Source organism: Microcystis sp. LE19-10.1B (genome assembly GCF_027530565.1).
Classification (GTDB): Bacteria; Cyanobacteriota; Cyanobacteriia; order Cyanobacteriales; family Microcystaceae; genus Microcystis; species Microcystis aeruginosa.
The window spans coordinates 1-19801 of the sequence record NZ_JAPZQM010000229.1 but is presented as its reverse complement, the minus strand read 5'-3'; the positions used below and the strand labels follow the sequence as shown (position 1 = coordinate 19801).

Genomic DNA, 19801 nt, shown 5'->3' with positions numbered 1-19801 from the left:
ACTGTTTACTGATCACTGAACATCTAAATCAAGTTAAAATATCCGCTCCCAACATCCGTTGATATTTAGCTTCTAAGGCTTGTTTCAAATTGGGCAAAGTGATTAAATGGGGATCATCTAACATAATTTTTTCGGCGGCATCTCTTGCCAAAACTAACACCTCTTGATCCTCGACTAAACTAGCGAGGGCAAAATCTGGTAAACCCGATTGTCGTTGTCCTAAAACTTCCCCCGGACCGCGAAATCGCATATCCATTTCCGAGATAAAAAAGCCGTCTTGGGATTGTTCCAAAACCGTCAATCTTTGACGGGAATTAGCACTATTACTGCCACTTAAAAGTAAACAATAGGATTGATGGGAACCTCTGCCAACGCGCCCCCGTAATTGATGCAATTGTGAAAGGCCAAAACGTTCGGCATTTTCAATTAACATCACCGTGGCATTGGGAACATCCACCCCCACTTCGATAACCGTAGTTGAGACAATAATTTGCAGAATATTATCGCGAAAAGCTGTTAAGATTTCCTCTTTTTCGGCGGAACTCATGCGACCATGGAGTAAACCGATATTAAAATTGGGAAAAATCTTTTCTGATAAATTTTGATATTCTTCCACCGCAGCCCTAACATCTAATTTTTCCGATTCTTCAATCAAGGGAAAAATCACATAAGCTTGTCTGCCTTGGGCAATTTCACGCCGAATTAAATCATAGGCAGCCCTTCTTTGATTCCCATTTAAAGCGCTGGTTTGAATCGGTTGTCTGCCGGGGGGTAATTCGTCAATTTGACTCACATCCAAATCCCCATGCAGGGTTAAAGCTAAAGTACGGGGAATCGGTGTTGCTGTCATGGTTAAAACGTGGGGAGACTCTCCTTTGCTTAATAATCTTGCCCTTTGTTGTACCCCAAAGCGATGCTGTTCATCAATAACAACTAAACCTAATTTGCGGAAATTAACTGCATCTTGAATTAGGGCATGAGTTCCCACTAAAAGTGGTAATTCTCCTGTCTCTAATTGGGCGTGAATTTCTCGCCGTTTAGCAGTTTTTGTGGAACCAGTTAATAATTCTACGGGTAAATGTAAGAGATTAAACCAGCTAACTAACTTACGATAATGTTGTTCTGCTAAAACTTCCGTGGGAGCCATTAATGCCGCTTGATAACCGGATTGTAGGGCTGCTAAAATAGCATAAACTCCGACAATTGTTTTGCCAGAACCCACATCCCCCTGCACAAGACGATTCATCGGGGTGCTAGAATCTAAATCCTCTAAAATTTCTTCAATAACTCGTTTCTGAGCATTAGTTAATTGAAAGGGAATTATCTGATTAAATCGATCAATTAGTTGACCCTTAGCACTAAAAACAGCACTTTTTTGTGTCTGACGATACTGTTGCCGCCGCCGCAGAAAACCCAATTGTAAAAAGAAGAATTCATCAAAGACTAATCGCCGTCGCGCTTGACTTAGAATCTCGGCATTATTAGGGAAATGAATGTTAGTAATTGCCGTTTTTAAATCGATTAATCCGTATTGTTTTCTTAGACCGAAAGGCAAGGGATCTTTTATCGCCTCTACTGCCCCAAAAGCGGCGACTACAGCCTTTCTAATTAGGTCGGCGGGTACTCCATCGGTGAGGGGATAAACCGGCAGAATACGCCCGATTTTTAAGGACTCAATACTTGCCCCAGAACTGTCTAATAATTCAAATTCAGGATTTTCTAAAGTTAACCCATATTTACCCGCTTTGACTAAACCACTAACCGCCACCACCGAACCCACCAGATAGAGTTTTTTTTGTCCTTCTTGCCAAGCACGATTAGTATAGCGAGTTCCCGCATAAAAACGGTTTAATTTTATCTGTCCAGTGCGATCCTGTAAGAGCAATTCAAAGATAGCTAACTTGGTATTTTTGGGGCTAGTAAAACAATTACAGCGCTTGACATTCCCTACTAAAGTTACCGTTTCCCCCTCGGTTAAATTGGCGATATTGACTTGACGACTGTAATCAATATGATCCCGGGGATAATAATATAATAAATCTTCAACTTTGTGGAGGTTTAATTTTTCTAAAAGACCAGCTTTTCTCTCTCCCACTTCCGCTAGATATTTCAAGGGTTGTTCGAGGGTAACTTGCCGTGGAGAAATAGCCTTTGCCGTGATGGGAGTGGTATTAATAATTTTCGCCACAGCTGGTTCTTTTGGGGTGGGGGTTGCTTCTAAAGTTTGCCGTAATTGTTGTAAAAAATTGCGAGTTTCGGTGACTAATTGTTGTCTTTGTCTGGGATTAAACTGGGAATATTGGGCAAATTTTTGGGCTAATTCTCGCCAGCGATTTCTCTCACTGGTGGAAATTCCCACGGGAGGATTATCCCCGAAACTAAGACAGAAAAACTCGCTAAAACGGTACTGATTTCCCTGAAGATCGGGATAACCTTTTTCCGCTTCTACAGATAAGGCTTTTTGTAATCTCACCCAGTCGGGTATTTCCCCTTTCATAATTGCCTCTTGATTCCAAATTTCCCAGTATTATGCTTCCCTGATACCCCTGTTTGATCATAACTGATTAATCGTACCAACTACTGCGCCATGCCGCTTCCGCTTGAGCGATAGTATATTCTTTGCGAATACGATGATATTGTTCCCCTAGACGATTTAATTGTTCCCAAAGGGAGCGAATTTGATTTCTTTCCACACTTAAGCGCGTATCAGCAAATTCCAGTTCAGCCATTCGTAGATGAATCGCCGTTACTTTAGTGACTTTGCCACTTGAAAAATCATGCTCATCCCCATCATCTTCATCTTCATCTTCATCTTCATCTTTTTCCTCCTCTGGTTCAGGGTTTTTAGCTTCTACTAAAATGTTTAACATATTATTTCCTCCACCTAGGGATTGTCCCTCTTCTCCCGCTTGAATTGCCATATCGATAATTTGACTGGGTAGATGAGGGGGAAGAATATAAGCTTTTTGTAGTTGCTGATTAATTTGTTTGGAGAGATGATTGAGAATCTCGATACAGTTTTTTTCCAGCACTCGACAACAATAAAGTAAAATATCGGGGTTATTAATCTCTCCAGTTGCGGCTAGATTTTCTGGTTTGTTTAGAAAAAGTTTCAAGAAATCTGGGGTATTTTTCGTCTCTGCTGGACTTTTAGAGAATCCTACCCCTGAAAATGCCCCTCGATCGAAGCTCTGCTCGCCCAATTGCTGTAAACTGGCTTTAGCCTCTTGTCCTAGAGCTTTGATCTCCTCTTGTAGTTTCTGACGATTGCTGTGGGAGAGAGCCAGAAATTCCCCCCCATAGTAGCGGGTACAGATATGATACACTGCCCCGATCGCCTGTTTATAGAGAGATTCACCGAGTAAATCAAGATAAATTCGGTATTTTTCCCGCATTCTTTCGGCTAAATTTGCCACTTCCGTTTCTATGTTCCTTAAATCTTGTTGTAGCTTGTTCAGTCTTCCAGTCATAGAAATTTTACCGAGGGAGAAGTTAGCGATCGGCGAATTCTATTATAGCGACTCACTGTCAGCTATAGCGCCCTGACCAGGGGGAGATGTTTAGACTCGATCGGTTGTCAGTTATTTTAGCTATTAAGTAAGTAGTTATAATTAAATTGAAGATAGATTTTGCCTCTGATCCCCCCTGCCCCCCTTGATAAGGGGGGTGCCGATAGGCGGGGGGATCCCCCCTTAATCCCCCCTTAATAAGGGGGGTGTCTGACAACTTTTAACACCTACCTACTTAGCTTTTCCCGGATCGGCTTTTAGCATTTGTTTTGGCGAAGATAACTGCTATAATCAGGCTAATTAGTAGGAAAACTCTCTATCTCTATATTTTTGCATAGTTTACACCACAAGTCCGGGCATGAAAACCGACAGTATTTTTTATGATCTTTTTCAATCTTATCCGTCAATTTTCTTTGAATTAATCAACCTTTCCCCCGGAGAAGCCGAGAATTACCGCTTTGATTCCGTCGAAATCAAGCAACTAGCTTTTCGTATTGATGGCGTATTTTTGCCCAATATTACCGATCCTAGCATTCCTATTTATTTCTGCGAGGTGCAATTTCAAGATGATCAGAATTTTTATGGCCGTTTCTTTGCTGAAATCTTCTTATATCTCAGTAAAACTGCTTTTAACAATGATTGGCGCGGGGTGGTCATTTATCCCCATCGTCGGGTAGAATCAGATAAGATTTTACGTTATCAAGACTTATTGACATCTGGGAGAGTGACGCGAATCTATTTAGATGAACTAGATGATATTAATCAAGATTCCCTCGGTATTGCCACCATAAAATTAATTATTGCTAAAGAAAATCAAGCCGTGGCAACAGCCAAACAACTTATTGAACGAGTGCGAACTGAATTTACCCAACCGCAAAACCTCCTACAATTAATAGAAACGATCCTTATCTATAAATTACCACGTCTAAGTCGCCGGGAGATAGAAGCCATGTTTAGTTTAGATGAACTGAAACAAACCCGTTATTTTCAAGACGTTCGAGAAGAAGGTAAACTGGAAGGTAAACTGGAAGGTAAACTGGAATCTGTGCCGCGTTTATTGGCTTTAGGTTTAACGGTAGAACAAATTGCTCAAGCCTTGGACTTAACTGTAGAAAAAGTGCGAGAAATACCAGAAACCCATTAATATAATCTAGCAGTAAGCTATGACAGTGTTTTTCATCAAGATAAAGTGTAACCTAATTTGCTATCGGCCACCGACTACCCAAAACGAAAACTTACTACCTCACCTATGACTAGCACTCCTTCAGCTTCTTTAAAATTAAAAAAAACAAAAATTACCGACACAAATATCACTCTCTCCCATGGCAGCGGTGGCAGAGCAATGCGGGATTTAATTAACGAGATATTCGTTAGTAACTTCGATAATAACTTACTGGCACCCCTTGAAGATCAAGCCCGATTTGAGATTAAAGATTTGGCTAAAATAGGCGAGCGCTTGGCATTTACAACCGATTCCTATGTGGTTTCTCCTCTATTCTTTCCGGGGGGTGATATTGGCAGTTTAGCAGTCAATGGAACCGTTAATGATTTGGCTGTCGGTGGGGCAATTCCTCTCTATCTCAGTTGTAGTTTTATCCTCGAAGAAGGTTTATCTATCGACACCCTAAAAACCATCGTTACTAGCATGAAAATAGCCGCCGAAAAAGCAGCAGTAAAAATCGTCACCGGGGATACAAAAGTCGTTCTCAAGGGACAAGGGGATCAAATATTTATTAACACCTCTGGAGTCGGAGTAATTCCGGCCGGAATCAATTCTGGGGCGAATAATTTACAAGTTGGCGATCGCATTTTGCTAAACGGTTTTCTGGGGGATCACGGTGCCGCCATTCTGATTGCTAGGGGCGAATTAGACCTACAATGCACAATCGAAAGCGATTGTCAAGCCCTGAATTCTTTAATTTCTGCAATTCTGGCCGTTTGCCCGCAAGTTAAAGCGATGCGGGATGCCACTAGAGGCGGATTAGCCACGGTTTTAAACGAATTTGCCCAAAGTTCAGGGGTGGGAATACAGGTGCAGGAAACGGCGATCCCCATCCGGGAAGAAGTGCGAGGAATGTGCGAATTATTGGGCTTAGAACCGCTTTATCTGGCAAATGAGGGCAAATTAGTCCTTGTCGTGCCTCTGGAGGCGGAAAATCGCGTTTTAGCAGTGATGCGTTCCCATCCTGACGGTAAAAATGCCGCTTCTATCGGGGAAGTCGTCGCTTCTCCCCCCAATTTAGTTTACTTAAAAACCCCTTTCGGCACTAACAGAATTCTCGATATGTTAGTCGGTGAACAATTACCGAGAATATGTTAATTAGGGTTTGCTGAAAAAGTTTGTTGTTAGGGTTAGAAGTCAGGAGTCAGGAGTCAGGAGTCAGTAGTCAGGAGTCAGGAGTCAGGAGCCGGTCGTCAGGAGTCAGGAGAATTAAAAATGAATAATAATCAATTAAATGGTCTATTTACAGATTTTAGGCAATTTAATCCTTATTTTTGCTGTTTTGAACCCTCAAATAGTTGGGGTTTTGGGGTTTTAGTTGAAATTTCCTTGATAACTGATAACTGATAACTGATAACTGATAACTGATAACTGATAACTGAAAATGCACGAACTAGGAATTACCCAAAATATTATTGAACTTGCTTTAGAACACTCGCGAGGAATGAAAGTTAAGCGCGTGGTGTTAGAGATTGGTAAACTAACGGCAATTATGCCAGAATCGATCGCTTTTTGTTTTGATACCTGTTGTCAAGGTACTAATATAGAGGGGGCAATGTTAGAGATTCTGGAAATTTCCGGTTTAGGACAGTGCCAAGATTGCGGAAATGAGCTAGAACTAGAATATCCCTACGGAATCTGCGATCGATGTGGTAGTCGCAATATAGTCATTTTACAGGGTCAAGAATTAAATCTCAAATCGTTGGAGACAGAATCCTTATGTGTGTAACCTGTGGTTGTTCTGATAACTCGGAAGTAACATTAACTAATCCGCAAACGGGAACCCATGAACATATTTTAGCCGATGGTACTGTTATTAGTCATAGCCATCACGATCACGAGCATGAGCATCCCCATCATCCTGCGGAAATTCACGCTCAAATTCATGGTAATATTTTCCAAGTTGAGCAAAACCTGCTGGCAAAAAATAATCTATTAGCGGCACAAAATCGCGGTTGGTTGAAGGGGAGAAAAACTGTTGCTCTTAATCTGGTTTCTTCCCCCGGTTCGGGAAAAACTACCCTGTTAACTCGCACAATTGCCGATTTAAAAACCGCTATTCCTATCAGTGTCATTGAGGGAGATCAAGCAACAGCTAATGATGCCCAAAAAATTAGTGAAACCGGTTGTCAGGTTATCCAAATTAACACCGGAACAGGTTGTCATTTAGAAGCATCAATGGTAGAGAGAGGATTAATCGAACTCGATCCACCGATGAATTCTTTAGTCATGATCGAAAATGTTGGTAATCTAGTTTGTCCTGCTTTATTTGATTTGGGAGAAAATGCAAAAGTCGTCATTCTTTCCGTCACCGAAGGAGAAGATAAACCGATTAAATATCCCTATATGTTCCACGCTTCTCAAGTCATGATCTTGACAAAAATAGACCTACTGCCCTACGTTAATTTTAACCTCGATCGCTGTTTAGATTACGCCTATCAAGTTAATCCCAATCTGAAAGTTTTTCAAGTTTCCGCTACCACTGGAGAAGGTTTAGATGCTTGGTACAGTTGGTTAAAATCACTGGTTTAAGTTAAGCAGTAACACACCCAAAAAGTTCAGTCTAACCGAAAGAAAAATGACTCTAGCACTTAATCAAAATATTTATAATCAACTGTTGACTAAATTTCAACCCAAGATTATTGAAAATGAGGAATAATATGAGCAAGCGCGTCATCTTCTCCTTAATCTAATTAGTAAACAGGATCGACTACCAGAAGAAACCGCGATGGTTAAATTAATGGCGACAATTATTAAGGATTTTGATGCCAAACAACCTCAACCCGAACCAGCTTCACCGCAGGAAGTATTATTACACTTAATGTCAGCTAACAACATGAAACAAGCTGATTTAGTTGGTAAAATTGGTTCTAAGGGTGTGGTTTCTGAGATTGTTAATGGCAAGCGATCGATTAGTAAAGCTCAAGGGAAAATTTTAGGAGAGATTTTCAATGTTTCCCCCAGTGTATTCATGTAATTCTCTATTAGTTTTTAATGAAAACAGCCGTCATTGTTCCCCCGATTAAATGTCAAGGTATCAAAACTAAACTGGTATCATCAATCAAAAGTTTAGCGGATCAGCAAAACTGTGAGCGCTGGATAGAACCCTTGTGTGGTTCGGGGGTGGTAGCTTTTAATTTACAACCCAAAAAGACCTTATACTAAATCTAGTTATTAAAAACTGATTATTTATTTCCCCATTTTGCCTCTTGCCTATTGCCTTTTGCCTCTCCTAACCAAGAAGTTAATTTTGTTCTAGTGCTTAATCATATTCTTTTGCCGCTTGTACTAAAGATAAAAGTTGTCCGGTTTGATCGGTTCCCGATACTCCTAAATCACTGTGACAGAGGATAACTTTTTCGCTTACCCTTGCTAATAAATCCCTTAAAATTCTCTGTAAACGTGCCTGATTTTCCTCTAATTCTGCTTCCGTTGTCCAGCGTTGATAGGGACTTTCTCGCCAAAAAATCGGCGCAGCAAAAAGAGTGGAAGCACCTCCTTGTTCCCAGAGTGGGGAGGAACAATCTAGCCAAAAATGCCAACGATGACTAGAACGAAAAGAACGATATTGAAAGATATTGCCTAGGGTAACTGCCGGGGAAGATTTAATAAATTGTCGCACAGGATAGGGATTAGCAGTGATTGTGCCACGACGCAAAAGTTGCATAAACTGACTAATAGTTTCGCTGGGACTTTGAAAAGAGGGTTCACTCTCACGCAAACGGCGATCAATCTCCCAAAAATGTTGGGCAGTTTCCATTAATTCTCGCAAAGCTGCCAAGTGATCGAAGGGCAAATTTTCCCCATCGTTTAATAATTGTTTGATCGCTTGATTTAAGACAAAAATCGGGAAAAGTTTCGCTTCTTGCTGCCGTTTTTTCATCCCTTCGATCCAGTGACAAATTCTTTCGTAGGCAGTACAAGCTTTTTGTCCTAAGCGATCCCAACGGGGAAAAGTTTCGATCGCTAATAAACGGGGATTTTCCAGATCCACTTGATAACAATGATCGGCAATTAATCCGGCGCGGATTGGATCGATATCGGGAATTAAATTTTGTTCTTCATCCCAGCGATAACGGCTAAAAATCACCAGCATTTCCGCTATAGCCTCTTGGGGGGCTAAACGCCCCAAATTTTCATAAACAAGGGCGAGAAGGGTCAATAATGCCCGAATCAGAGGACAACTGATCAGGGGTCGTTGTTCGTTGAGGGGTTGAACGGCTATCCCAGCACCGGTTAAAATTTCCATCAGGCTATAACGGGCGATTTCGTCTAAACCGGGGGCAATAACGGCGATTTCTTCGGGTTTTACTGCCCCTTGCTTGACTGCTTGAATAATAGCTGTGGCTGTCTTCCGTAACAATTCGGCGCGAGAGGTGGTTTGCAGGGAGATGAATTGATCGGGAAGATTGCCAAGATAGTTACCGTCGCTGATTAAGGAGAGAACCGTCTCGCTAAACTGAGCAGCTAACCCGTCAGTGGTAGATAATGACATAATTTGACAGCGTGCCGCTAATTTTTGTAGATAATCGGGATCGGCAGTTAATCCTAAGCGAATTTTTCCCTGGGGATTGTAGGTAAAAACGCTAAAATAATCATGATCGAGGAAAAAACTGAGTAAATCCTTGGCAATAGCCGGATAATCGTCCACATCGTCCGCAAAAACTCCCCGGAAGCGTTTTAATAGTTGCTGCTGATAACGACTATCAGGAAATAAATAGCGCCAATAGAGTTCGTAGATGATACCATAACTTAATAAACCACGTTCTAGAGACCAATCACGCCATTGAATGATTAATTCTCCCACTTTTTCTGGTGTTTCCTGCTCATTAATCGCTAAAACTCGTTTTAGATCTGTTTCTGATAATCCGTCGGCTAATCTTTCGGGTATCTTTTCTGCGGGAACACCACTAGCGCCGGCTAATTGTAACAAATCGAGAACTTGACGGACGAAACGATATTCATTTATGCTAGTAAGCTGGAAGAATTCAGCGATTGCTGGTTGCCAGAGACGGGTGGCGAGTTCCTGTTCCGTTTCTGGGCGTAATCGGCGGGGAAATTGCGCTTTTAGCCCTAAAGACTCGAAAATTAACGGCCAAAACAGGATGACTTCATCGGTGAGAAAACCTAAAGGGGTTTTGCAGAGAATCGGATAGCTACCCCTAACAGCAAGGGCTAATTGATCGGCTAATTCTCGTTTATTATCATCGTTGGCAGCGAAAACTAAGATCGATCGGGGAAGGGGCGATGATTTCGGTCGATCGAGATACAATGAATCCTGGGACTGAAGTTGAGAAACAACCCAGCGCCGAAATTCCCCGACTAAAGCGGTGGTTTTTCCCGATCGAGTCCCACCTTCGATCCAAATTGGTATGATTGACATCGTTTTTTCTGGATTGTATTTGTTAAGATAACTGATCGGTACTCTAGCTTTTCTCCCTTGTGGAAGTAATTGTTTCCTATGAATCTTAATCGGATTTTGCAAGGTGTTAATCAATGGTTATTACAAACTCCTGAACGTTCTTTAGATGAGGCCTATCATGCAGCTTTGAAGATTAAGGAAATAGAAGATAAGCATTTTCAAGGGCGAAAAGTGGCAGCGGAGTTCTCGAATTATGGCAGCAGCACTAATTCCTATTTTATCGCAGAAGTTAAAGGTTATCTGCAAAAAATTAAAGTCAGATTGACGGAGTTTAAAGCTAGTCGATCAATCGTTAATACTTTCGGACCTAATCAACCGACAATTAATAATGGGGTGATTACTGTCACCACAGATGTTTGTCTGAAAAAACTTCAGTTTATCGATAGTATTATCGGAAAATATCAAGATAATTATTGGCAAGAAGATATTCAAGATGTTCCCAAAAGTATCCAGAACAGAAATTTTGAGCAGGAAACAGCCAAAAATAAGACTTCTAGAAATCGCTCTTTTTTAGCAGCGGGTAGTATTGAAGATGAGGAAATAATCAAAAGTAATAAATCCCAAAAAGCTACGGAAAAACCGGGGGTTTTACCCCGTTCTTTTGTCAATACTTTTAATCGCATTAAACAGGAAATTGATCCCCAAGCGGAGGAATCGGAGGAGGCAGTTTTAAAGAAATTTCGCAATTCTCGTTATAAAACAGCCATTTCCCTCAAGTTTATTTTACTGTTAATTATTGTTCCTTTGTTGACCCAGCAATTAACCAAAACTTTCCTGATTACCCCCTTGGTTAATAAATATTTCCAACAACAGGAACAGTTTATTTTTATCAATCAGGATTTAGAAGAAGAAGCTTTTTCGGAATTGAGAAGATTTGAGGAAGCTTTACATTTTCGAGGTATGATTGGTTTAGCACCCAAATTATCTAACGAAGAAATCGAGGGAGAAATTACCAAAAAAGCCGCGGTACTAAGTGAAGAATTTCGCCAACGAGGTTTAAATGCGATCGCTAATATTTTCGCCGATATTTGTTCCCTGATTGCCTTTGGTTTTGTTGTCGCTTTTAGTCGTCGGGAAATCGAGATTGTCAAGTCTTTTCTGGATGGCATTCTCTATAATCTTAGCGATTCAGCTAAAGCTTTTTTAATTATTCTCTTTACCGATATATTTGTCGGTTTCCACTCTCCCCACGGTTGGGAAGTGATCCTAGAAGGATTAAGTCGTCATTTCGGTTTACCGGAAAATCGCCAGTTTAATTTTCTCTTTATCGCCACTTTTCCCGTTATCTTGGATACAGTCTTAAAATATTGGATTTTCCGTTATCTCAATCGCATTTCTCCCTCGGCAGTGGCTACCTATCGTAATATGAATGAATAGGGTAAAGTCAGGGAGAAACCTAATAATTTATCCTTCTAATTTGGGGGGGATAATTTGGCCGCTGTCTCTTGTACTTTGGTAAGTTCTAATTGCAAAGCAGTGGCAATCTGTTCTATACTTAAACCTAAAGCTAGTAAACCAGCGATCGCTTCAGTTTTAGCTTCTTCACGACCTTCTTCACGACCTTCTTGTTTAGCTTCTTGATAAAGTCGAGTCTGTCTGAGATCATCTAATCCGAACATAGCTTCTAACTCCGCACGACTAAGATTAGTAAATTTATAGGCTAAGGTTCTTTCAATTAATTCTACAACTTTTTGCTGGAAAACTAGATCATCAATTTCAGCGATCGCTTTTTCTAAAAGTGGTTTTCCTCGTTGCTGTGCTAATTGGGGTGTAGCGACAATTAACTGAATAATTCCTAAACCCAGAGACGGAGCCGGACTATCGATTAATTCATCTAAATAAATAGGTCTGATCTGTCCCGTTATCTCAAATCCCCGCAGTTGATAGGGAAAGTTATTATCCAGATCCCTGGAGGCAAATAAAGCTACAGCTATCCAATCCTGAACGGGTTTATACTGATTGAGATAGATGACAATTTCTGTTAAAAATCGCCAATAAAAATCACTTTTATCCTGAAATTGCACTTCAACAAAGTAAATCATTAGTTCCGGTGCTGCTGTGGTCGGTAAAAAAATACCGTCAAAACGACGCGCTAATTCTTTGATTTCTCGGGAGGAAAATTGATAATTTTCAGCTTTCTGGGTTGATTCTCCCAGTAATTCAAAAATTAACCCCGGAAAGGTTTGCAAGAGTTGATAAAAAATTGTATCGGTCTTCACAAGCTTGAAAAAATCTAGATGTTTACTAACAATTACTTACAAATCATCTAACAATAGCGTGACTAACACCTTATCGACACGATTACCGTCCATATCCACCACTTCCAAGCGCAACCTTTGCCATTCAAAATGATCGGCAGCCCCCGGAATCCTGCCAAGATGGGTAATAATAAAACCACCTAAAGTGTGATAATTGCCCTGTTTTTCCCCCGGTAATTCACTGATTTCAAATAACTCTTTAAAATCTTCGATCGCCACTGTACCATCGATCAACCAAGAACCATCTTCCCGCTGCACGATCTGAGCATCTTCAATGTTATCTAATTGGGGTAAATCGCCGACAATTGCCTCTAAAATATCCTTGCGCGTCACCAATCCTTGAATTACCCCGTACTCATCCACTACCAAGGCAATATGATGACCACTTTGCTGCACCAATTCTAAAACCTTTAAACCCCTAGTGCTTTCCGGCACAAAAAGCGGCTGTTGTAAATCCTTCGTCAGGTCGAAACTTTCACCGGTTAAACAATCTGCCAATAAGTCTGTGACTTCGATTACCCCCAAAACCTCATCTAAACTGCCCTGACACACAGGAAAACGGTTATGATTGCTCTCAATTAGCTTCTGGCGGTTAATTTCGGCACTATCTTCCAAATCTAGCCAAATAATATCTGGGCGCGTGGTCATAATCTGGCTTACTCGGCGATCGCCCAATCCTAACACCCTTTCCACCATATCCTGTTCTGCTTCCTCAAAGGTTCCCGCTGCGGTTCCCTGTTTAAGCATAATTTTCAATTCTTCTTCCGTAATTGGGGAATCATTGTTATTAGTATTAATCCCCAACAAACCGAGAATCAGATTAGTCGATTGACTCAAAAGATGGACAATGGGCGAAACAATTTTTGATAACCTATTCAGAGGATCAGCAACGAGGATAGCGATTTTTTCAGGATTACTTAAACCTAACCGTTTCGGCACTAATTCCCCCACCACTAGGGATAGATAGGTAATAATTAACACCACTAATCCTAATCCCAAAGCTTGACTGTAGGGGGCTAAAACAGGAACTTGGGCCAATAATTGCGCCACACTGACCGATAAATTAGCTCCTCCGTAGGCCCCGGCAAAGATACCCACTAGGGTAATGCCAATCTGCACCGTCGATAAAATTTGATTGGGATCATTGGCCAATTTTAAGGCCACCGCCGCCCTTCGATCATCTCTGGCTAATTGTTCTAAACGGACTTTGCGGGCCGAGACAATGGCAATTTCCGAGAGAGCAAAGACTCCATTGAGGAGGATCAGGAAGAAGATAACAAGAATTTCGGTAGTCGCCGAGAACATGGTTAAAATTTACAGGTAAAAGGGCGGATAGTTGTTTGTATCATAGTGCGAGGATCGGTTAAGTTCAGTAAAGAATCATCTTGATTTTTAACGAGTTACGAAGGCTTGTGTCTGGAGAGGGTTACTCCCAGTATAAATGGGATAGGATCAAGTCCGCACTCTTAGCTCAGTTAGCAGTGAACAGTCAAGAGTGACCTGTTGCCAGTAAACAAAGTTGTCCCTGGGAGAGTGGGGACAAACTATCTCAATCTATTCGCCTGAAAAATTATGATCGCTACACCCGTATCATCGAAATCGAACGCTATCACGGAAATCCGCCCCGGACTACCGACTATTTGCGGTTGGGAACAGGAAATCGCAGCGATTGTTAATCACGATGATCCGATCTTTTTACCGACAACAAATCTCCAATTAGACCATATCAAGGCTGGTTTTGCCTGTGCCTTGCATATGCACCAACCCACCATCCCCGCGGGTGTTAATGGTGAATTAATCTGCAATCTCCAGCATATGTTCGAGAATCAGGGGGATGGTGATAACCATAATGCCAGCGTTTTTGCCTGGTGTTACAGTCGCATGGGCGATTTTATCCCGGAATTGGTGGCGGAAGGCTGTAATCCCCGGATTATGCTCGATTATTCCGGCAATCTCCTCTGGGGTTTGGTACAGATGGGACGGCAGGATATCCTCGATAAACTCAAATTAATCACCTGTAACAGTCAATATCAACCCTATGTGGAATGGTTGGGGACGATGTGGAGTCATGCGGTGGCTCCTTCCACACCGATTCCCGATCTAAAATTACAGATGCAAGCATGGCAAACCTATTTTGCCTCGATTTTTGGCCCCGATGCCCTGAAACGAGTCAAAGGGTTCTCTCCCCCGGAAATGCACCTTCCTAACCATCCCGATACCCTCTACGAGTATATTAAAGCCCTGAAAGAATGCGGCTATCGTTGGTTATTGGTACAGGAACACTCGGTGGAAAATCTCGACGGTTCGGGATTGAGTCAGGAACAAAAATATATTCCTAATCGCCTGGTGGCCCGTAATTCTCGGGGTGAAGTGATTGCGATTACTGCTTTGATTAAAACCCAGGGTTCCGACACCAAATTAGTCGCCCAAATGCAACCCTACCACGAGGCCAAATGCCGCGGTAAACAGCAAATCGGCGGCGTTTGGGTTCCTTCCCTAGGTTCCCAGATTGCCGACGGTGAAAATGGTGGCGTGATGATGAATGAATTTCCTCGCGATTTTCCCAATCCTTGGCGGGAAATGCAGGGGGGTTCCACTGTGGCAGGATTTAACGGCACGGAATATCTGGAGTTAATCGAGGCCGCTGGCGTTAATCCCCAAGATTATCCCCCAATTCAAGCCGTACACCAGCATAAAATCTGGCAGCGAGTTAATCCGGATGCCGCTACCCCTGAAGCAGTGGAACAGGCGATCGCTGAGTTAAAACAGTCCGACCACCGTTTTACCATGGATGGGGCATCTTGGACCAATGATCTCAGTTGGGTGCGCGGTTACGAAAATGTCCTCGAACCGATGAACCAATTAAGCGCTAAATTCCACGAGAAATATGATCTTTTAGTACAGGCGGATCCTAGCTTCACCCGACGGCCCGATTATCTGGAGGCACTGCTTTATAATTTGCTCGTGCAAACCAGTTGTTTCCGTTATTGGGGCCAAGGTACTTGGACCGATTATGCCCGCACTTTGTACGAAAGAGGCGCGGCCTTAACCCGCTAAGATAGTAAGGTATCTAGGGTTGGCTGAAAAAGCTTTTCAGCCAACCCTAATTAGGGTTGGCTGAATAAATCTAAAAACCTTGTTGGGTAAGACTTTTAGACTTTTTTTCCTTCAAAAAGTGCCTACCATTGGAGTGATCGGGGGGAAAATTCAGGTACTTTTTCCCTGAAAATTAGGTAGTTGACCACCTGAAAATCGGTAAAACCCCACACCCTACACCCTACACCCCACACCCTACCCCCACGAAAAAGCTTTTCAGCAAACCCTAATTAAAGAAATACTCAAATCCTGATAAAAATCCTCTTGTTTTAATTCCACTTTTGATTGAGAAGCCAGTAAAAGTAAAGCCCAAAAAATCGCCACCTTTTCCTGTGTTGCCGAGTGACTAGAGGGCTTTTCTGCTTGCCATAAATCTAATAAATACTCAAACTCTATCTCCTTTTTCTCCAATTGAAAAAACTTTCTCTGCAAAAAAAAGTCCAGTTCCGCTGCCAATTCCGTCAGGTTTTCTTGGTGGGCTAATTCCGTGATAATTTGTACCGCTTCCCGTCGGGATTGGGGCCGGGGTTTCGGGACAACTACAGGCAGTTTCGGTAAAGCTTCAATCTCTAGGGCAATCTGTTGTAATTGAGTGATTAACTCCTGCAAAGTTACCCGTCTTTTTCGCGGTGGTGGGGCAGCAGTACGACGGCGAATATGATTTTCTAGATAACGGGGTAAAGTTCTTAATTCCCGTTCTAAATCGCTAATTTCCTCATCTATCAGACTTTCTTCTTGCTGTTCCAAAGACAATCTTTCTAGGGTATCAGCCTTAAATAAAACTAACATGGAAGCCCATAAAAAAGCCTGTCCCGATTGGGGTAAATTAGCCTGGGCCATGGCTAAATCTAGATCATTTAATAACCCCAATTCTGCCAAAAAGCGATCGATCACATCAATAACCTGCACATCCCAGGGGTCAATTTCTCCCTGTTCCGCCATTTCTAAAAGAGAGGCGATCGCATCACTGGCCGAGGTGATAGTCATGATTGTAGAATCTTGTAGGATCTCAAAGGATAGAATTTAGCAAGCAAAACCATGGACATATCGATCGCTGACCTGCGTTTGGACTACAATCTTGAAGAATTGCTAGAGTCCGAAACATCTGCCGATCCTTTCATTGTATTTAAACAATGGCTAGAACGGGCGGTATCTTCGGGAAGATTAGAACCCAACGCTATGACTTTAGCCACTATTTCCCCGGAGGGTAAACCCCGGGCCCGCATGGTACTGTTAAAAGACTTCGATCCTCGCGGTTTTGTTCTCTTTACCAACTACCACAGCGCCAAAGGACAGGAATTAATCGCTAATCCCAATGCGGCCCTAGTGTTTTGGTGGGGAGAATTGCAACGGCAAATTAGGATCGAGGGAACTGTAGAAAAAATCAGCGAGGAGGAATCGGATAATTACTTTTTTGTCCGTCCCTGGGAATCTCGTTTAGGGGCCTGGGCCTCCAATCAAAGTGAAGTGATTTCGGGGCGAGATATCCTCGAAAAACGCCTGACAGAACTAAAAGAAGAATATGCGGGTCGTGAAGTTCCCCGTCCTCCTCATTGGGGCGGTTTTCGCCTAATTCCTAGTTTAATCGAGTTCTGGCAAGGTCGCCCCAGTCGTCTCCATGATCGTCTCTGTTATTATCGTCAAGAAGATGGCAGTTGGCAAAGGCAACGTTTAGCTCCTTAGTTTGATCTTGACACCTTGTATTGGCAAAATAGCTCGATGCTAATTCAATTTGTCATTTTAGTCTTGAGATAATATTAGGTCGATGTCTTTTCCCAACCCGCGCTTCCCTTAGCGATCGGGTTGGGCTATTATATCAATTGGATAAAGGCAATCCGTCCGCCCTAAAGTTTCAGAAAAACGATAGAATTGAAAGGGTTTTGGTTTGCATCTTTCAAAAATAACTAGAGAATTATGGACATCAATAAAGTTGGACTTCGAGAAACCTTAGAAGCATTGCGGGTTGAACTGAGTAAATCTATTTTAGCCTCTGAGGGTGAGCAGATTCGCTTTGAAGTGGGTGACATTGAATTAGAGGTTCAATTTGTGGTTGAGCAGTCGAAAGAAGGCAAAGGTGGGCTGAAATTTTGGGTAGTAGAAATGGGTGGGGGTGTCACCAATAAAGATACGATAACCCATAGAATTAAAATTCCCCTTAAACCCATTTGGAAAGATGGAAAACCTGTATTGACAGCAAGTGATGATATTCCCGATTAGAATTTTATACCCCTAGGGACGCAATGCTTGCCCCCAAAGCAGTTAATTTGTAGGATGGGTTAGCGAAGCGTAACCCATCGCCATCCCAGAAGAATAGGTTACATCAATCCGATAAGTTATGCCCCAATTCCAACCCGATCGCGCTTTAGAAATTGTTGCCCCTAAGTATGGCACTGCCTATCGAATTGGGGGACGTTTACTCTTGACTTGTCGGCATCTATTTGATAATAGTAACGACTGTAAAGTACGATTTAGATCAGCATCAGACTATTCTGATAAGCAGGATATAGACGCTAAAGTAATTTGGAAAGCACCGGATAATATAGATATAGCTTTAGTTGAATTACCAGAAACTATCGAAACTTTTGATCCTGTAGACTTTGGGTTGTTACCTGATAGTAATAGTGGGGAAAAAGTTAAGTTTGAGTTTTTGGGGTGGCCTGAATGGGGGTTGATTAAAACTGATAAAGAAGAAAAGGCGACAAGACTTCATATTGAGGGTATTATTTACACAGCAGATGTTTCGCCAGATGGTCTATTAGTCTTAGAAGTTACTCGGAAGCCGTCAATTTTAGAGGTAAAAAAGGCTAATTTAGAGGCAGAACCAAAGTCCCCTTGGCAGGGGACATCAGGGGCAGCAATTGTTTGTAATGGGTTAGTGGTGGGTGTGCAGAAATGGCATCAAAATCCAGATCGTCCTGAATCTTTAGAAGCTGAATCTTTGGCAAGGGTTTATGACAATCCCGAATGGTGTGAGATATTAGAAAACCATGATATTGATCCTGAAACTAAACGCGTTATATCCGCTTCTTTAAAATCTTCTTCCTATCGCAATCAAGCTCCTCCTAAACCGAGTTATTTTGTCGAACGTCCAGAGGTTAGTATTGAGTTAAATAAACTTTTATTGTCAGCAACAACGGAAAAAACTGGAACTTTAGTTATTAGTGCGATTTATGGATTAGGAGGTATTGGTAAATCCACTTTAGCGGCAGCTTTAGCACAGGAGAAAAAGGTTCAAGCTTTTTTTACTGATGGCATTTTCTGGGCAACATTAGGACAACAACCGGACATTTTATCCTTTCTTCATGGCTGGATTCAAGCTTTAGGAGATTATGATTTTAAGCCGACGGGTATTGATGCGGCATCCTTACACTTGAGGACTTTATTGGCAGATAAAAAGGCTTTATTAGTAGTAGATGATCTCTGGAATGTGGAAGATATTGATCCTTTTATAGTAGCAGTAAATCACTGTAAATTATTAGTAACCACTAGAGAAGTTCCCGTTAAAGGGGCAATTCGTTATGATTTGGATGTGATGACGGAAAGCCAATCTTTAGCCTTATTAACGGGTTATTTAAGAAAGGAATTAACTGCTGAAGAAGAAGCACAAGGGAAAAATTTAGCGAAGATTGTGGGGTATTTACCCTTAGCTTTGGAGTTGGGAGCAGCACAAGTTAAAGATGGGATTCCTTGGGCTGAATTAATCGAAGATTTACGAGCAGAAATCGCTAATTTAGAAATTTTAGATCGCTTGGAAGCTGGAGATAATGCCAATGAAGAAAAACGAAAACATTATAGTGTAATTGCTTGCTTTAATCTCAGTTTAAAGCGGTTAAATGGGCAAAGATTGAGACAATTTAGCTGGTTAGGGGTGTTACCCGATGATGTTACCATTACCGAAAAAATGGCATCGACGTTATGGGATTGTCAGGTTATAGAAGCGAGACAAACTTTAAGATATTTACGGAGTAAGGCTTTATTATTAACGGGGGTTTCTAGTGAAGTATTAACGAGTTATCGGGTCCATGATTTGTTACATGATTTAGCCCGAAATCTGATCCTAGCGTCTCCTCATCCTGAAACGGATTATCAATTACCGGGGTTAGGGTTATCAATGGCTGAGGCACATCAGCAATTTTTAAGCAGGTATCAAAGACAAATTAAGAGATCCCCCCTAACCCCCCTTGAAAAGGAGAGATCCCCCCTAACCCCCCTTGAAAAGGGGGGAAAAGAGGTGGAAGTCCCCCTTGAAAAGGAGAGATCCCCCCTAACCCCCCTTGAAAAGGGGGGAAAAGAG

16 protein-coding genes and 1 pseudogene are annotated in these 19801 nt (G+C 41.9%); 11 read left to right on the top strand and 6 right to left on the bottom strand.

Annotated elements, in window-relative coordinates:
- Positions 1 to 28 precede the first annotated feature (28 nt).
- Together recG and O9332_RS08365 are read right to left on the bottom strand one after the other, a co-directional pair.
- Positions 29 to 2497 (bottom strand): ATP-dependent DNA helicase RecG, encoded by a 2469-nt coding sequence (recG, locus tag O9332_RS08370; protein ID WP_002760542.1) that lies wholly within the window; start codon positions 2495 to 2497, stop codon positions 29 to 31.
- A 67-nt stretch (positions 2498 to 2564) separates the two neighbouring features.
- Positions 2565 to 3470, bottom strand: coding sequence for a hypothetical protein (locus O9332_RS08365; RefSeq protein ID WP_288024880.1), 906 nt, complete (start codon positions 3468 to 3470; stop codon positions 2565 to 2567).
- 397 nt (positions 3471 to 3867) lie between these two features.
- On the opposite strand from O9332_RS08365, the gene O9332_RS08360 reads away from it, so the two are divergent.
- From O9332_RS08360 to O9332_RS08335, 6 genes and pseudogenes are all read left to right on the top strand, one after another.
- Entirely contained in the window at positions 3868 to 4653 is a 786-nt protein-coding gene (locus tag O9332_RS08360) for an Rpn family recombination-promoting nuclease/putative transposase (protein WP_288024877.1), read from the top strand.
- A gap of 105 nt (positions 4654 to 4758) precedes the next feature.
- The gene (hypE, locus tag O9332_RS08355) at positions 4759 to 5829 is read left to right on the top strand and encodes a hydrogenase expression/formation protein HypE (protein ID WP_002760538.1); all 1071 of its coding nucleotides are present in this window, start codon (positions 4759 to 4761) and stop codon (positions 5827 to 5829) included.
- A 286-nt stretch (positions 5830 to 6115) separates the two neighbouring features.
- Positions 6116 to 6460 (top strand): hydrogenase maturation nickel metallochaperone HypA/HybF, encoded by a 345-nt coding sequence (locus tag O9332_RS08350; protein ID WP_002760536.1) that lies wholly within the window; start codon positions 6116 to 6118, stop codon positions 6458 to 6460.
- Positions 6451 to 7263 (top strand): hydrogenase nickel incorporation protein HypB, encoded by an 813-nt coding sequence (hypB, locus tag O9332_RS08345; RefSeq protein WP_002760535.1) that lies wholly within the window; start codon positions 6451 to 6453, stop codon positions 7261 to 7263. Before O9332_RS08350 ends, hypB begins: the two co-directional genes overlap by 10 nt.
- Positions 7264 to 7309: 46 nt before the next feature.
- A pseudogene (locus tag O9332_RS27995) lies at positions 7310 to 7708 on the top strand (helix-turn-helix domain-containing protein).
- Between the two features lie 17 nt (positions 7709 to 7725).
- A complete protein-coding gene (locus O9332_RS08335; RefSeq protein ID WP_002760529.1) occupies positions 7726 to 7896 on the top strand; it encodes a DNA adenine methylase in 171 nt (56 codons plus the stop codon).
- Between the two features lie 97 nt (positions 7897 to 7993).
- Here O9332_RS08335 and O9332_RS08330 read toward each other — a convergent pair whose 3' ends face one another.
- Positions 7994 to 10114 carry a PD-(D/E)XK nuclease family protein gene (locus O9332_RS08330; RefSeq protein WP_288024869.1) on the bottom strand — a complete coding sequence of 707 codons (2121 nt, stop codon included), beginning with the start codon at positions 10112 to 10114 and terminating at the stop codon, positions 7994 to 7996.
- 78 nt (positions 10115 to 10192) lie between these two features.
- Here O9332_RS08330 and O9332_RS08325 point away from each other — a divergent pair, with 78 nt between their 5' ends.
- Positions 10193 to 11530 carry a proton extrusion protein PcxA gene (locus O9332_RS08325; protein ID WP_002760527.1) on the top strand — a complete coding sequence of 446 codons (1338 nt, stop codon included), beginning with the start codon at positions 10193 to 10195 and terminating at the stop codon, positions 11528 to 11530.
- Between the two features lie 35 nt (positions 11531 to 11565).
- Here O9332_RS08325 and O9332_RS08320 read toward each other — a convergent pair whose 3' ends face one another.
- The gene (locus O9332_RS08320; RefSeq protein ID WP_288024867.1) at positions 11566 to 12372 is read right to left on the bottom strand and encodes an Rpn family recombination-promoting nuclease/putative transposase; all 807 of its coding nucleotides are present in this window, start codon (positions 12370 to 12372) and stop codon (positions 11566 to 11568) included.
- A 36-nt stretch (positions 12373 to 12408) separates the two neighbouring features.
- Positions 12409 to 13716, bottom strand: coding sequence for a hemolysin family protein (locus tag O9332_RS08315; protein WP_002760525.1), 1308 nt, complete (start codon positions 13714 to 13716; stop codon positions 12409 to 12411).
- 267 nt (positions 13717 to 13983) lie between these two features.
- Here O9332_RS08315 and O9332_RS08310 point away from each other — a divergent pair, with 267 nt between their 5' ends.
- Entirely contained in the window at positions 13984 to 15468 is a 1485-nt protein-coding gene (locus O9332_RS08310) for a polysaccharide deacetylase family protein (protein ID WP_002760524.1), read from the top strand.
- 255 nt (positions 15469 to 15723) lie between these two features.
- Here O9332_RS08310 and O9332_RS08305 read toward each other — a convergent pair whose 3' ends face one another.
- Complete coding sequence (locus O9332_RS08305; protein WP_288024863.1) at positions 15724 to 16494, bottom strand: segregation/condensation protein A; 771 nt, start codon at positions 16492 to 16494, stop codon at positions 15724 to 15726.
- A 51-nt stretch (positions 16495 to 16545) separates the two neighbouring features.
- Between O9332_RS08305 and pdxH the strand changes: the two genes are divergently transcribed.
- From pdxH to O9332_RS08290, 3 genes are all read left to right on the top strand, one after another.
- Positions 16546 to 17190, top strand: coding sequence for a pyridoxamine 5'-phosphate oxidase (gene pdxH, locus O9332_RS08300; RefSeq protein WP_012267993.1), 645 nt, complete (start codon positions 16546 to 16548; stop codon positions 17188 to 17190).
- 231 nt (positions 17191 to 17421) lie between these two features.
- Positions 17422 to 17724, top strand: a complete 303-nt coding sequence (locus tag O9332_RS08295) for a trypco2 family protein (RefSeq protein ID WP_287637032.1) — start codon at positions 17422 to 17424, stop codon at positions 17722 to 17724.
- Between the two features lie 118 nt (positions 17725 to 17842).
- Positions 17843 to 19801 (top strand): NB-ARC domain-containing protein (locus tag O9332_RS08290; protein ID WP_288024859.1); only part of this gene is annotated, 1959 nt, incomplete at its 3' end.

Excerpts from the sequence above, each read along its gene's own strand:
- recG (WP_002760542.1), bottom strand. The coding sequence starts at position 2,497 with ATGAAAGGGGAAATACCCGACTGGGTGAGATTACAAAAAGCCTTATCT.
- O9332_RS08365 (WP_288024880.1), bottom strand. The coding sequence starts at position 3,470 with ATGACTGGAAGACTGAACAAGCTACAACAAGATTTAAGGAACATAGAA.
- O9332_RS08360 (WP_288024877.1), top strand. The coding sequence starts at position 3,868 with ATGAAAACCGACAGTATTTTTTATGATCTTTTTCAATCTTATCCGTCA.
- hypE (WP_002760538.1), top strand. The coding sequence starts at position 4,759 with ATGACTAGCACTCCTTCAGCTTCTTTAAAATTAAAAAAAACAAAAATT.
- O9332_RS08350 (WP_002760536.1), top strand. The coding sequence starts at position 6,116 with ATGCACGAACTAGGAATTACCCAAAATATTATTGAACTTGCTTTAGAA.
- hypB (WP_002760535.1), top strand. The coding sequence starts at position 6,451 with ATGTGTGTAACCTGTGGTTGTTCTGATAACTCGGAAGTAACATTAACT.
- O9332_RS08335 (WP_002760529.1), top strand. The coding sequence starts at position 7,726 with ATGAAAACAGCCGTCATTGTTCCCCCGATTAAATGTCAAGGTATCAAA.
- O9332_RS08330 (WP_288024869.1), bottom strand. The coding sequence starts at position 10,114 with ATGTCAATCATACCAATTTGGATCGAAGGTGGGACTCGATCGGGAAAA.
- O9332_RS08325 (WP_002760527.1), top strand. The coding sequence starts at position 10,193 with ATGAATCTTAATCGGATTTTGCAAGGTGTTAATCAATGGTTATTACAA.
- O9332_RS08315 (WP_002760525.1), bottom strand. The coding sequence starts at position 13,716 with ATGTTCTCGGCGACTACCGAAATTCTTGTTATCTTCTTCCTGATCCTC.
- O9332_RS08310 (WP_002760524.1), top strand. The coding sequence starts at position 13,984 with ATGATCGCTACACCCGTATCATCGAAATCGAACGCTATCACGGAAATC.
- O9332_RS08305 (WP_288024863.1), bottom strand. The coding sequence starts at position 16,494 with ATGACTATCACCTCGGCCAGTGATGCGATCGCCTCTCTTTTAGAAATG.
- pdxH (WP_012267993.1), top strand. The coding sequence starts at position 16,546 with ATGGACATATCGATCGCTGACCTGCGTTTGGACTACAATCTTGAAGAA.
- O9332_RS08295 (WP_287637032.1), top strand. The coding sequence starts at position 17,422 with ATGGACATCAATAAAGTTGGACTTCGAGAAACCTTAGAAGCATTGCGG.